This is a genomic window from Shewanella sp. GutCb (assembly GCF_002836135.1).
Taxonomy (GTDB): Bacteria; Pseudomonadota; Gammaproteobacteria; order Enterobacterales; family Shewanellaceae; genus Shewanella.
Map to the genome: position 1 here is coordinate 266,208 of NZ_PJBL01000003.1, position 14,752 is coordinate 280,959.

Consider the following 14,752-nt stretch of genomic DNA (forward strand, 5'->3'; position numbering starts at 1 on the left):
TAAGGCATAGTCGTTTATATTAGGTATAATGCCTCCGCCGTCCTCTATACTCACTTTCACGGCGGAGATCTCATGTCCGATATCAATTATAACCAAGCCATTCTTATTTTTGCTAACGCAGGCCTAGCCGCGCTGGCTGAATCAGCAGACACTAGCAGTAGCCTAAAGACCCCAGCAGGTGAAAGCCATTTCTTATGCAGTTGGATGGTTACCGCGCTTAAAAAACGTAGCTATTCAAAACTGCTCGCTGATGATCTTACTTTTTGGATCCGACAAGCCCGTAGCATGGGCGCGAACGCAGAGCTAAAGTTACTGCTGCAAAAAATTAGCCAGCAGTACACTTATATTGCCGATAAACAGCAGGGTCTAGGCTTATCTTTAAAGGCGATGCTGGCAGAGTTAGAAAGCAGTGATTGGCTGATTATTACCGACCAAGAAGTGACTAAAAAGCTCAAACTTAATAGTGACGGCAACTGCAGCCTTATCATCTCAGATGAACAATTTACCCAACGAATTGATGGCGACGAGCTGATAAAACCTATAACTTTTTATGTGCGCGCACCCGAGCAAGCTTTTGCTGAGATCGCCTATAAACATAATCTACTGTTAAGCGCTGGAAACAAAAAGACCTCACTGATTAAGCACCATAAGACTTATCGAGTTTGGCCTAAAAACGTGCAACCTGCGCTCACCATATTGCAACCATTAAGTGATTCTTAGTCTCCACAAACTGCATTAAAAAGGCCTGCTAACGCAGGCCTTCTTGTTTTCTAACTAGGGGCTATTTAGAATGTTACGCTAACATCGACACTGCAGGTTGTGGTGCCAGTATCACATGCCTTATAGATGTAAGTACTACCACCTTTGGTCGAAATAATATCAGTATATGTAACGTCACTTGAAGAAGTACCAACAATGCTTCCATTACGATAAACATCAACACTATTGCCAGCTGCGCCACTAAAGCTAAGATCGACATACTTAATGCCTCTTTGCTTATAATGAGTCTCTGTGACACTTAGGCCATCGCCAGTGCCTGGATCTCCACCGCCACCATTATCGCCCCCAGCGCATCCGTTAGCGGTCAAATATGTGTCCGCCGCCGCTGCGTCGATAATACCGTGACCAAAATACACATCATGGCCATTTGCACCACCGTCCATCGCAGATGCATTCAGTGCGGCGCGAATTTCAGTTCCAGTACATTCACTATGGTTAGACCACACTCGCGCTGCAATCCCCGATACGGCAGGCGTTGCCATTGAGGTACCACTCATAAAGCCATAATCTGAGCTGCCAATAGCAATATCAGCAGTACTTGCTGCAATGAGAACGGCTCTGTCTTCAAAAGCTGCGCCAACGGCGGGGATTGTAGTCGCATTGGTGTCACCCAATGTGCCATAAAGCATGCCCGGCTCATTATTAATAATAATGGCGCCGATACCGCCTGAGTTTTCGCAATTAAGCACTTTATCGTGGAAAGAGATAACGCCGCGGTCGATCATACACACCATACCGTTAGCCCCGCCATCTGTTGCTTCGGCAGTGTCCATGAAAAATACACTCCCGTCTATTGAACCCGCGTTCTCCATTGCAGAACTTGAGTATGCAGTACCATCCACGGTCATATTTGAGGCTGTTGCCATACCCGCTGGGTAAGTCGATAAAGTATCAACACCACCTGCTGCAATCTCTACGCAAATACTGGTATCCGTTTTCTGCTTCTTACCTCGGCCAGTTGTACAAGTTGGAAACTGTGAAAAATCAGCGATATCGTTATTGGCATCATTAGCGCCAACCATCATCACCGAAGGATAACCTGCAGGATACGAGCGTACACTGTTGCCATCGTTACCAGCAGCCGCAACTACAAGACCACCCGCATCAGTGAAAGATTGAAACGCATTCGATTCTGTTGAATTTGAACCGCCACCACCCAAGCTCATACTAATAATGTCGGCACCAGCGGCACTACATAAGTTTGCGGCATGAGCGAGATCAGATGAATAACCCCAGCCATCGGCATTGAATACTTTGATAATGTGCATCTCAATGCCGGGTGCCATACCGACAACACCGAAACCATTATCAGCCGCACCAATGGTGCCCGCGACATGAGTACCGTGTGGTCCGCCATTTTCATCCCAGCTTCCTGTACCACTGTCGCTGTCACCATCGATATTATTCCAATCGAAATCATTGTTAGATCGATCTAAACCAGAATCGATAATACACACCTTCTTATTGGTGCTAGCGCTGGCATCGAAAGCAATATCGTTCACGTTAGACTGATCAATTGCGTAGGGAGTGATTTGCTCTGTCATTGGGTTACCAACACTATCACTGAATGACATCAATGAACGACGTTGATCCACCTCGACTAACTTAATATGTGGGTTATTGAGTAAACCTTTCACTTGTGCGAGATCTTTACCTGAAAATGTTGCCGCAATAAACCCATTACCATCGAGGTTTAACTCGCCACCCATCTTCTTTGCCAATGCTTTAACAACACCCTTTTTGCTATTATCCACTTGAATAACATATCGCTCACCTGCTGTTACTGCCGCTGACGCGCCAACAGAAAGTGCTATTAAGGTCGCTGCAATTTTTGTCAATTTCATAAATGTCGCTCCGAAAGGTTTACAAAGGGCTCTTTAGTGGCCCAATTAATTATTAGATTCTTTAACTACAAACGCTCCACTTGGCAGTGGGAGCCACTAAGCGGGTTTATAAAACCTAGCACAAGGATTTAGATGCAACAACTCATTAACAAAGGTAAAGGTTGTCAGTGCGCATTTTATGAATAGAATTTGTAGAACAGATTCATCTACCCAGATGACTTTATTAATAATTTTCAGTCTATTAATGTAAGGATAAATATATTAACTGCAGATAAAGCGTACTTTTAATGACTATAAATTCAACATACTATTTTTGAATTTATACCTATCAAAAAAGTATTAGTCACTTATTTAGCCGTTAAACTTTAAGAGGGGCTGAGGAGGTGAAACACTATCTTATCACTGCACTATATCCGTTCTACCTGAAGATGCAGGATTCAGTGGGAGTTTAATGGGGTTTAATCAAAGCATTGATTGCAAGTAATGGTCGCTCCCTTGGTAAAATCAATAATGTAGAGTAAGCCCCACTCTTAATATAAAAAGCATACCCATCGTAGAATGGGTATATAAATTAATGCCAGTTTTCGGAGCCATTCAGTTATGAATACTAAGACGCTGGGAAGGTGGAAGCCATTAACGACTTTGAGTTCTGCCACTGCTCGATATACTCAATTCGCTATTGATTGGATATGCGGGATTAAGAGGCCTTGCGCGAGATCCACTCTAGGACATGTCATAGGAAGGGGAACTTCCTTTTAAGTTCAACATACTCGTTAAGATTCAAGTTTCGCTGCGCTCCACACTTGTCCCTTTCTTTTCAGCAACACCACTTGCGTGCCTGTCGGAAACTCGACACCATCGCTCTCAGGCTCCACTAACACGTAATGTTGCTGCATATAGTCATCTTTAACCACGGCTTCACTCGGACTCCCCTGCACCGCCTTACTCGTCGTCAACGTGCCAACACAGCCGTTAAGGTCTTCAACCGATACAGCCAAAGATTCATTATTTGGCAAAATATCAGCCAGTTTTCCACCGAAAAAGTGGCAGCATAACGCCATTAATATCAAAGAAATGGACAACGAGACAAATTGGGGGAGCAAGCTGTTGAACCAGCTCAGAGATAAGTAGTTAAATGAAAATCCTGCAATCGCAAAGCTTAATAGCGCTAAGACTAACCAAATGAGTAACGGCAGCCGGTTAATGCACAACCAACTAACAAGGCCGCTAACAGCTGCTATATCGGCGTTGCTGTCATTGGGTGTCCAATCATCAAGTAAGCCTAAGAAACTGGCACCAATGACGAGAGATAAGCTTTCTACAATTCCGAGTACAAATACGATACACAGCGAAATGGTATAAGGTAAATTATCTTGGCTTAATAGAATTGAAACCATTAAATCCTCCATGAACACAATTTATCCGCATCATCCTATGCGGCGCAGGGCGTCAATGCCCTGTAATGTGGCTTAACTTCATAATTAGTATAAATTATGAAGTGTTTGAGCATATCAAACTTTATCCGATAGCCAAACACAATAATGTACACTTAAAAAGGATTCAAGCTATAGCCTTGTTGGGCAGCAATTGCATGAGCCGTCATGGCAGACAATGCCATATCCACACCCGGTAATAATTGCGCCGAAGAGACATCATGATACGCCGCACTTTGACCACAAACGTAAAAATGAACGCCAAGTTTGGCAAGCTTACTTATTAATTCAGTATTGCCATTGGGCTTTGACTGATGAGATTGATAAAACTTATTATCAGTAAAGTCAGCGACCGCACTGCCGTGCACCACCATCATTAACTCAATATTCTTTAACGGTACTCCCTCACTAACATGCATATTAATAAACCTCGCCAGCGTATCTAGGCTGCGGTTAACCTTACCGGGTTCTGCCGCTGTACTCATATCGAATACCACTTTCATCTGCATATCCTTAGGGATCATCAAACGACTTTCGACTTTTGCAATTTTTCCATACTGAGTCAGTACGGGTCCTGGTTTAAAGGCGTCACTGCCCGCCATAAGATTAAAACTACACAGTAAAAAAAATCCGCTAAGAAAATAAACACTCTGCTGTATTTTCATTTTGTCTCTCCCTCGTCATTAGCTATTTGGTTGATAAAACTCTGCCGTAAATCACGCTTATTTAGCGCTTTATATCGTGCTAGCATAGTTAAATTAATCACTATCAGCTGACTCTTATGAATCAATCTGCACACAAGCACTATGCACTTCTTTGTGAACACTTTCAGAGCATTAGCCATTTTGAACATTTAAGCGCCCTCGGCGATTGGGATCAAGCGGCAATGATGCCTACGGGCGGAGGTGAAGCCAGAGGTGCAGCAATGGCGGAACTAGCCAAACATATCCACTCACTAAAAACGGCGCCGATGCTAGCGCACACCATTGCAGAAGCTGAATTAGAAAACCTTAATTGGCAGCAAAAAGCCAACCTAAGAGAGATCCGTTACCAGTACCAGCAAGCCAATATTGTGCCTGGCAGTCTGGTTGAAGCAAAAACAAAAGCCGCTTACCACTGTGAGCAAGCTTGGCGAGAGCAGCGTAACCAAAACGATTGGCAAGGATTTAAACCCAATCTTGAAAATGTATTAGCACTGTCCAAAGAAGAAGCTCAGATCCGCGCGGCAGCACTCGATATCTCTCCTTATGATGCGCTGCTAGATAAGTTTGAGCCCGGTATGACGTCAGCCAGATTAGAGCAGATATTTGGCGGGCTAAAAAGTTGGCTACCGGGCTTAATTGAGCAGGTCCAAGACAAACAGAAACACCAACCTCATTATGCTATCCCCCATACTGCGAGTGCAGCTCAAGCTCTATTCAGTCGAGATGTAATGACCTTACTTGAGTTTGACTTCAACCACGGTAGATTAGACACCAGCAGCCACCCTTTTTGCGGTGGTGTAGCCAGTGATGTGCGCCTAACGACGCGTTACGATGAAGCTGACTTCACCAGTGGATTAATGGGCGTAGTTCATGAAACGGGTCATGCAAAATATGAGCAAGGCTTACCTCTTGAATGGCGTGGGCAACCCGCTGGGCTTGCTCGCTCGATGGCTATTCATGAAAGCCAAAGCCTATTCTGTGAGATGCAATTAGGGCGAGGTGCTGCATTTTTAAAGCAGCTGCAGCCTAAGTTAACACAACATCTAGATTGCAATCTCAGCCATGAACAACTGCTCAACATCTATTCTCGCGTCACGCCAGGTCATATCCGAGTGGATGCTGATGAAGTGACTTACCCATGTCATATTTTGCTCCGATTTGAAGCAGAGAAAGCCTTAGTCACTAACGAGCTTGCCGTCGCTGACTTGCCTGATTTCTGGTCTGCACAAATGCAATCACTATTGGGAATTAATACCGATGGCGACTATAAAAATGGCTGTATGCAGGACATTCATTGGGCTGTAGGTGAAATGGGTTATTTCCCAAGCTATACGCTAGGCGCGATGTATGCTGCTCAGTTTAGAGTCGCAATGGAGAAACAATTGGGCTCGGTTGAAACACTGATCAACAAGGGAGAGCTTTCATCAATCATGGGTTGGCTCAACAACAATATTTGGTCTAAAGGGAGTTTACTCACAACCGATGAATTGGCACTGCAAGCGACTGGTGAAAACCTCAACCCAGAGCACTTTAAGCAACACTTAATCCAACGCTACAGTGCATAGCGACTGAAGAGTAATGATCCAGCTTACCCGGTAATAGGAAGTGAAAATGAAGTTACGCAATATCGAAAGCGCTGATTGGCCAACAATCCTTGAGATCCAATTAGAGTGTTATCCTCAAATTGAACCTGAATCGCTACAGGTTTTACAGAGTAAATGGCTAGCATCACCACAATCTTGCTTTGGCCTCGAGCTTAACAATCAAGTAGTGGGTTATTGCTTGGCACACCCTTGGGTGGCTAACAACCCACCTTCACTAGAACAGCAGTTGAGTGCTATCAAAGCCGCTAACACGCTTTATTTGCACGATATAGCCTTGTCAGCTAACGCCCAAGGCAAAGGGGCTGGAGGCTTGATATTGGGCAAGTTGAAACAGTTTGCGCTACAACAGGGTTATGCGACTATCAGCCTCGTCGCCGTTCAAGGTGCAGATCGTTATTGGCAACAACAAGGGTTTGAAACCCACGCTATTGATAAAGATCTCAGCGGCTATCCAAGCGACGCCTGTTATATGATTTATACCTTATAGCGTAGATTTGTTATCATATAGCCAATTTCAAAAGAGAAGATAACCATGGCCACTAGAATCACCTATAAGTTCAAGGGTAAAGCGAAAGAGATAAACTTTGCTTATGACAAATTTCACGACATATACGAAGCTGTAGCGGCTGAAGAAGGCATCGATTTAACCCGTTACCTGATGATGGCACAACAAGTTGAAACCACATCTAAAGGTTCATCTGCGGTAAGAGATTTCCGTAACAAAGAGTTTATCCGCTTCGGTTTTACCGATATCTATTACATCAAAGATGATCCAAAAGCGCGTTAAACTAATAGATGCTTTCTTTTCGATACCAACAAATAAAGTGATATAAATGACTGCGACTTCAATGCCCAATAGCGAACACGCTAACTTTCCAAGAGCGGGATTTTTTAAGCGTTTTGGCGCGATAATGTATGATTTACTTCTTGCTGTAGCAGTCTACATGGTTGCTGGTGCGCTAGGTTTTGGTATCTTCACTGCACTAGTCTCTGCCGGTTTCATCGACATGGCAGGACAAGAAATGGTGTCTGATCTTTTAAATGACACTCCGTTGTATAAAGGAATTTATCAATTCTGGATTGCACTGTGTGTTGGTGTGTTCTACATCAGCTTTTGGAGTTATGGTGGCCAAACGCTCGGCATGCGTGCTTGGAGACTTAAGGTACAACACCCTAACGGCCAGAACCTCAGCATGGTGACCGCTGCCGCGAGACTCGTGTGGTCATTACTTGGGATCGGTAATTTATGGATCTTGATTAATGGCGATAAACTAGCGCTTCAAGACATGATGACCCGTTCAGAAGTCGTTGAGCTATCGAAAGAAGCAAATCAGATGCGTAATTGGCGCGGCGTTTAACGTAAACGCTAGCCGCTAGCGCTAAAACCAAAAAAGCCAATCATCGCCCTTGTAAAAGACGCTTTATTGGCTTTTTTATTACTCTCTTTATTAGCGCTTTATGACATAAGCAGGTAATTAAAGGCTCTTATCAAGAGTGTTATGAGCGTTAGCTTATCACTTGCGAATATAATACAAGGCGGCGGCACTAAAGATGACCGCTGGCATCCCTGCGCTAATGAATGCAGGCAAGCCATAAACAATGCTTAACGGCCCAAAGACCTCACTGCAAATATAAAAGCTAAACCCAGCAACAACCCCTAACAAGACGCGTGCGCCCATGGTAACTGTTCTTAGCGGGCCAAATACAAAAGACAACGCCACCAACATCATTACCGCTATCGTGACCGGCTGCATTAACTTACGCCACAACGCCAGCTCATAACGAGCCGATGCTTGATTGTTATTCTTTAGATAATCTAAGTAGTCCACCAAACCTTCAATAGATAACGACTCGGGCTTAACAGATACCACACTTAACTTTTCTGGCGTAAGTGACGATATCCACTTATCTTCTGCTAAGTTGGTTAACACCACTTGGTTGTTCTTTAGCGAGGTTCTTCTGACTTCATACAGCTGCCAATACTTATCTTTATACTCTGCTTTTTCTGCGTGCACAGTACTCGTAAGGTTGGTGGTGTCACTAAATTCGTAAAGAGTAATATCGCGTAAATGATTGGTATCGACAACGCCGCCAATATTAACGAACAAGTCACCGTCTTTAGCCCAAACACCTCGATTAGATTCGATTAGGCTGCCGCCAGATAACTTGGTACGTTGAATCTCTTTCGCGCGCTGCTCTGCAACGGGGGCCACAAATTCTGACAGTAGCATCACCAAAATCATCAACGGAATCGCGGTTTTCATAGCAGACATGGCGATTTGTAAGCGCGACAAGCCAGATGACTGCATGACCACTAATTCAGAATTAGATGCCAACATTCCCATGCCAATCAATGCACCCAGCAGCACTGCCATGGGGAAAAACATTTCGATATCGCGTGGGATCAAGAACAACACATAGATACCAGCATCTATCATGCTGTAAGTCCCTCGACCGACTAATCTTAGCTGGTCGACCCACTTAATAATCCCTGATAGTCCAGTCAAGATCAGTAGCGATAAGGCGGAGCTGCTAATAAGGACCTTGGCGATATAGAGATCTATAATTCTCATGTGCTTGACGCCTTTTTACGCTTAAACACATTAGACAGTTTTGCCCCCGAAGGTCGCTCTTTTCCGAGCAACAGTAAGCCAATGGCCAGCGCCGAAGCATGGATCCACCACATCCCTAAGAACGCAGGGATAACCCCATCTTCTAATGACTTACGACCAGCAACCATTAATCCAAAGTATCCCAAATACAGCAAAATAGCAGGGAACATCTTGGCAAACTTACCTTGGCGGTTATTCACCCGCGCCATAGGGACAGCAATCAATGTCATCAATGGGATGGCTAAAGGTATCGCTAAACGCCAATGAAATTCAGCCGTGGCTTCAGGCGAATCGATATCCATCAATTCACCAATAGGCAATGCCGACAGTTTACGCCTACGCTCACCGCCCTCCTGCTCCTTGATTTGCATCTGATAACCACCAAATTCAACCACTTGATAGTCAACACGCTTGGGGCTTCCTTGGTATTGCACCCCATCTTCTAACTGTAATCTTTGTCCACCCGTTGCGTCTTCAACAACTTTACCCGAACGTGCAACCACAACGTTGGCTAAACCTGTTTCATCATCAGGGTCTGGCAGCTGCGCCACGAACACCTTATCGAGCTTATTATCTCGACCAATACGTTCAACGAATAATACTGCACGGCCATTGGGACTGGTCTGGAATCGACCTTGTGTTAATGCCGCAAGACCCGCTTCTGACTGTGCATGTTCCAATACTTGGTTTTGCTGCTCTTCCGCCCAAGGAGTGACATATATCGACAAAAAGCCAGTAAAGACCATATTCATCAAGGCAAGCAGCAAGGTTATCCGGGTGATGTACCATTCACTGATACCAACGCCATGTAAAATAACCATCTCATTTTCAGAATACATACGGCCATGAGCCAGTAAAATACCTAAAAATAGACTAAGGGGGAGTACTAACACCGTCAGGAACGGCATGTTGAGCCCTAGCAATGTCATCACTAAGGAAGCAGGAAATTCGCCATCTGAGGCATCAGCGAGCACTCGCACGAAATGTTGGCTAATAAAAATAGCTAACAGCACCAAAAGTACCGCTATTTGTGCCTTTAAAACTTCTCGAATCAGGTATCTAAATACAATCACAGGGAGGATCCGGTCTCTAAACTTTGAATTATGCTGGTATCAATACAACTTTCATGTAAACTGTCTACTTTTAGTAGTTTTGTAACCAACAATCACATAACATGGCTAGAGAAAACACCTGAAAAATCTATTCTAGGGTGCGCCATGTTCAGGCCCTTTTTGGGCACAAGCAGACATTATCTAATAAATAATAAAATTTGTCTTTAAGAATCTAGGAGAACCCATGGAGTTTAGCGTAAAGAGCGGTAGCCCAGAAAAACAACGCTCAGCTTGTATCGTCGTAGGTGTATACGAGCCAAGACGCTTGTCCGGTATCGCCGAACAGCTAGATAAAATCAGTGAAGGCTACATTAGCAACCTACTTCGTCGTGGCGACTTAGAAGGTAAGCCTGGACAGATGTTGTTACTGCATCATGTGCCTAATGTGCTTAGCGAACGTGTGCTTTTGGTCGGTTGTGGTAAAGAGCGTGAACTAGATGAACGCCAATACAAACAAATTATCACTAAGACCATCAATACCTTGAATGAAACGGGTTCAATGGAAGCCGTTTGCTTTCTAACTGAATTACACGTCAAAGGACGCGATACGTACTGGAAAGTACGTGAAGCCGTCGAAAGCACACAAAACAGTCTATATAGCTTTGATGCGCTAAAAACCCGTAAAGGCGAGACTCGTCGTCCATTGCGCAAATTAGTGTTTAACGTACCGACTCGACGTGAACTGACCGTTGGTGAACGTGCGATTCAACACGGTATGGCCGTTTCTGCTGGTATGCATCTTTGCCGCGACGTAGCAAACATGCCACCAAACATCTGTAACCCAGCTTACCTTGCATCGCAAGCTCGCCAAATGGCTGAAGCCACTGAAAACCTAACAGTAACAACTGTGGGTGAAGAGCAGATGGAAAAGCTAGGAATGAATTCATACCTAGCAGTGGGCCGTGGTAGTGATAACGAATCTGTTATGACCATCATGGAGTACAAGGGCGCTGTCGATAATACACAGAAGCCAATTGTACTTGTTGGTAAAGGACTCACCTTCGACTCAGGTGGTATTTCACTTAAACCAGGCGAAGGCATGGACGAGATGAAATACGACATGGGCGGTGCTGCTGGCGTTATCGGTGCAATGAAAGCCTTGTGTGACATGCAGCTTCCTATCAACGTGATTGGTATTCTAGCGGGCTGTGAAAACATGCCTTCAAGCAATGCATATCGTCCTGGTGATATTTTGACGACAATGTCAGGCCAAACTGTTGAAGTATTAAATACCGATGCAGAAGGTCGCTTGGTGTTATGTGACGTATTAACCTACGTTGAACGATTTGATCCTGAATTGGTTGTCGACACTGCAACTTTAACCGGGGCATGTGTTATTGCATTGGGTAAGCACGCATCAGGCCTGTTCTCTGGCCATAACCCACTAGCACATGAGCTACTTAATGCTGGTGAGCAAAGTGGTGACAGAGCGTGGCGTATGCCTTTGTGGGATGAGTACCAAGAGCACTTAGAAAGCCCATTTGCGGATATGACAAACTTGGGTGGACGTCCTGCAGGATCAATTACTGCAGCTTGCTTCCTATCTCGTTTCGCTAAGAAGTATAACTGGGCGCACTTAGATGTTGCCGGTACTGCATGGAATAGTGGCGCTAACAAAGGATCTACGGGTCGTCCTGTACCCTTGCTTACTCAGTTCTTGATCAACCGCGCAGGCGTTGACCAAGGCGAGTAATTTGCTTAAGCAAAATCACTTATCTAGCATTGCCAGATAGAACAAAAGCCAGTTGTTAATTCAACTGGCTTTTTTAATGCTTTGTGTCACTGAACAATACAAAATGAAACTCATTTTTGGACAGAAATTAGTTAGCTTCTGGCAAAAGTGGTTCCAATAACCTGCGGTCAGCGCATGTGCAGACGCAACTGAGGCTCGCTGCAACTCTTTATAAAAGAAAGGGTCCATGTGAGCTCAATGAAGACATCAGACCTCCAAGGACGGAGGAAATGCCAAATTCTGTATGGAACAGAATTGGCCATGCCATCAAAGGCCTCAGCCGCATCTACACTGGTTTCGAAAAGCACAACGCTCCAGCTCCTGCATTTTCAATTTTAAAACAGAAATCTAACCCCCTAACTACTTAGGCAGCGAATAACACCATCTTCCCCGTTGGAAATTTTCGCTTTTCAGACAATTTCGCCGGGGCGCTGAGGGATTGTCAAGGGGCGCAAGCGCTTTGCCCCTTGGCTCTGGTGTGGGCGAAGCACCACGACGTTGACTTGGATTTTGAAAAACAATAACGGATAGATCAGCCAAATCGTTTTGGGGCAGAAGTGCGTTACCTTCAGACAAAGGTGGTTCCAATGATCTGCGGTCAGCGCATGTGCAGACGCTACTGAGACTCGCCGTGAACACATCCCTGTGGGCTCAACGAAAACGTCCTGTTTTCGAAGGCCTCAGCCGCATCTACACTGGGTTATGAAAGCGAAATACTTCGCTATTTAAGTTTTCAATTTAAAGACACAAGCCTTAAATTAAACGATATTATCAAACAGAATAAACTGTGATCACAGAATCCAATCTCCCCCGTTGGAAATTTTGCTGTTTAAATTTCGCCGGGGCGCAGAGGGATTGACTCTTATGACATCAAGAGCGGGCGCAAGCGCTTTGACCCTTGGCTCGGGTGTGGGCGAAGCGCCACGACCTTGGTCAAGCGCAGCTTGATAGGTATTGCTTATCTAGACTAACGACATACTGGCAAGCATTGTGGCATTTCCGTGTTAGGAAATGCCTTACCGCGGCGGTATAAATTAAAACACCTATTATCCAGTGTAGATACGGCCGTGACCGTCCATGACATGGACGTCATGGCCGAGCTTCCAAGGATGGACTTACAGCGTGTCACGGCAGTGTCTGCACATATGCCCTCTGCAGGCGATTAGGTTCACCTTTATTCAAAGGTAAACACTACTTTGGCGCGATCTGCTCCACCATCAACTGCAGGGTTTGATTACCTCTAAACTCGTTCACATCTAATTTATACACGATCTCAGCATGCCCGATACTGGCATCAGGCCAAGTCTTCAAATCAACATTAAAGGCAATAGCATCAAGCATGATGCGGCCACACTCCGTCTCTAACACCAACTTTAAGTGCTTCTCGCCCACAATACGCTGCTGAATAATTCTAAAATGACCGTCGAACAAAGGTTCAGGAAATGATTGCCCCCAAGGGCCAGCATTACGCAGCTCAGTGGCCAACTCTAATTTAAACTGCTCTGGGATCAGTTCGCCATCGGACACCAACTCCCCAGTTAATAACTCGGGGGCTAGCACCTCACGTATCGCTTTATCATAGGCATCAGCAAACAGTGAAAACTGCCCGGCTTTAATCGACAAGCCTGCCGCCATTGCGTGGCCACCAAACTTTAAAATCAATCCAGGGTGACGACTGTTAATAAGCTCTAAAAGATCACGCATATGCAGGCCTTTAATTGAGCGAGCAGACCCTTTTATCTCACCGTCGCCAGCATCAGCAAAAGCGATAACCGGACGGTGATACTTATCTTTAATCCGCGAGGCGAGAATACCAATGACGCCCTGATGCCAATCGGCTTGGAATAGCGCAATGCCCCAAGGCAATTCACTTTCGTTAAGCTCGACACTTTCAAGACTCTTAAGCGCTTCTTGCTGCATTCCAGTCTCAAGATCGCGCCGTTCTGCATTTAAGCCATCAAGCTCCGATGCCATTCTTCTGGCCAGAACGATGTCTTCACATAACAGGGTTTCAACCCCGAGTGCCATTTCGTCCAAGCGCCCTGCGGCATTCAATCTAGGGCCCACAGCAAAACCAAAATCAGAGGCTACAATGCGTGACGGTGTGCGTTTAGCTACCTCTAATAGCGCGGTGATCCCAACGCGACAGCGGCCAGCTTTTACCCGCTGCAATCCAGCTTCCACTAAAATGCGATTATTAGTATCCAACGCCACAACATCGGCGACCGTGCCTAAAGCGACAATATCCAATAACAATCCAAGGTTAGGTTCGCTAATACCTTGCTGTTGATACCAATCTCGCTTTCTCAGCTCGGCCCGAAGCACCGACATCAAGTAAAATGCAACTCCAACACCGGCGATTGATTTACTGGCAAATTGGCAACCGTCCTGATTGGGATTAACAATGGCGTCAGCTTCTGGCAAAGAATGACCCGGTAGATGATGATCGGTAATGACCACCGTCATGCCGAGCGCTTTCGCCGCTTTTACCCCCTCAATAGAGGAGATACCATTATCAACAGTAATGATCATCTCAGCGTTTTTCTGGGCAGCAACCGCTACTATTTCAGGGCTGAGACCATAGCCATAATCGAATCGATTCGGGATTAGGTAATCAATATTTTTCGCGCCCATCATTTTAAGCGCAAGCATACAAACACTGGTGGAGGTGGCACCATCGGCATCAAAGTCACCCATAATCAGGATCGACTTTTGCGCCGCCATTGCGTCAGCAACCAGCTCTGCTGCGTGATCAATCCCCAACATCGTATTGGGTCTCAACAGCTTGCCTAAGCTAAGCTCGCACTCATTAGCGCTAACACCGCGGCTAGCATAAATCTGCTTTAACAATGGGGAATATGAATCAGGTAAGTGGCTATCATCCACTTTTGCGCGGCGAACAATCTTATGGATCACAGGGCTAACTACCTC

12 protein-coding genes are annotated in these 14,752 nt (G+C 45.3%); 6 read left to right on the top strand and 6 right to left on the bottom strand.

The genetic code is table 11. From position 1 onward, the window contains the following. The first annotated feature begins 72 nt into the window (after positions 1 to 72). Positions 73 to 720 (top strand): DUF2913 family protein, encoded by a 648-nt coding sequence (locus CXF86_RS04470; protein WP_102038434.1) that lies wholly within the window; start codon positions 73 to 75, stop codon positions 718 to 720. A gap of 65 nt (positions 721 to 785) precedes the next feature. On the opposite strand, the gene CXF86_RS04475 is transcribed toward CXF86_RS04470, so the two are convergent. From CXF86_RS04475 to CXF86_RS04485, 3 genes are all read right to left on the bottom strand, one after another. After that, the gene (locus CXF86_RS04475; protein ID WP_102038435.1) at positions 786 to 2,624 is read right to left on the bottom strand and encodes a S8 family serine peptidase; all 1,839 of its coding nucleotides are present in this window, start codon (positions 2,622 to 2,624) and stop codon (positions 786 to 788) included. A 773-nt stretch (positions 2,625 to 3,397) separates the two neighbouring features. Next, positions 3,398 to 4,021 (bottom strand): OB-fold-containig protein, encoded by a 624-nt coding sequence (locus CXF86_RS04480; protein ID WP_102038436.1) that lies wholly within the window; start codon positions 4,019 to 4,021, stop codon positions 3,398 to 3,400. 152 nt (positions 4,022 to 4,173) lie between these two features. Further along, positions 4,174 to 4,722: a DsrE family protein gene (locus tag CXF86_RS04485; protein ID WP_257985290.1), complete on the bottom strand. Its 549-nt coding sequence runs from the start codon at positions 4,720 to 4,722 to the stop codon at positions 4,174 to 4,176. Positions 4,723 to 4,838: 116 nt separating this feature from the next. Here CXF86_RS04485 and CXF86_RS04490 point away from each other — a divergent pair, with 116 nt between their 5' ends. The 4 genes from CXF86_RS04490 (at position 4,839) to CXF86_RS04505 (ending at position 7,723) form a co-directional block, all read left to right on the top strand. Continuing rightward, complete coding sequence (locus CXF86_RS04490; protein ID WP_102038437.1) at positions 4,839 to 6,326, top strand: carboxypeptidase M32; 1,488 nt, start codon at positions 4,839 to 4,841, stop codon at positions 6,324 to 6,326. Between the two features lie 46 nt (positions 6,327 to 6,372). Further along, the gene (locus CXF86_RS04495) at positions 6,373 to 6,852 is read left to right on the top strand and encodes a GNAT family N-acetyltransferase (RefSeq protein ID WP_102038438.1); all 480 of its coding nucleotides are present in this window, start codon (positions 6,373 to 6,375) and stop codon (positions 6,850 to 6,852) included. A gap of 45 nt (positions 6,853 to 6,897) precedes the next feature. Further along, positions 6,898 to 7,152 carry a DUF2960 domain-containing protein gene (locus CXF86_RS04500; RefSeq protein ID WP_101091745.1) on the top strand — a complete coding sequence of 85 codons (255 nt, stop codon included), beginning with the start codon at positions 6,898 to 6,900 and terminating at the stop codon, positions 7,150 to 7,152. 61 nt (positions 7,153 to 7,213) lie between these two features. Next, entirely contained in the window at positions 7,214 to 7,723 is a 510-nt protein-coding gene (locus tag CXF86_RS04505) for an RDD family protein (RefSeq protein ID WP_101091752.1), read from the top strand. A 156-nt stretch (positions 7,724 to 7,879) separates the two neighbouring features. Here the strand turns inward: CXF86_RS04505 and lptG are convergent, their stop codons facing one another. After that, positions 7,880 to 8,938, bottom strand: a complete 1,059-nt coding sequence (gene lptG, locus CXF86_RS04510) for an LPS export ABC transporter permease LptG (RefSeq protein WP_102038439.1) — start codon at positions 8,936 to 8,938, stop codon at positions 7,880 to 7,882. Continuing rightward, positions 8,935 to 10,050, bottom strand: coding sequence for an LPS export ABC transporter permease LptF (lptF, locus tag CXF86_RS04515; RefSeq protein WP_101091743.1), 1,116 nt, complete (start codon positions 10,048 to 10,050; stop codon positions 8,935 to 8,937). The genes lptG and lptF overlap by 4 nt, the downstream gene beginning before the upstream one ends. Before the next feature lie 223 nt (positions 10,051 to 10,273). Between lptF and pepA the strand changes: the two genes are divergently transcribed. Further along, the gene (gene pepA / locus CXF86_RS04520; RefSeq protein WP_101091742.1) at positions 10,274 to 11,782 is read left to right on the top strand and encodes a leucyl aminopeptidase; all 1,509 of its coding nucleotides are present in this window, start codon (positions 10,274 to 10,276) and stop codon (positions 11,780 to 11,782) included. Positions 11,783 to 13,012: 1,230 nt separating this feature from the next. Here the strand turns inward: pepA and recJ are convergent. Next, on the bottom strand, positions 13,013 to 14,737 hold the full coding sequence (gene recJ, locus CXF86_RS04525; protein WP_101091741.1) for a single-stranded-DNA-specific exonuclease RecJ: 1,725 nt from the start codon (positions 14,735 to 14,737) through the stop codon (positions 13,013 to 13,015). Between the last annotated feature and the right edge of the window lie 15 nt (positions 14,738 to 14,752).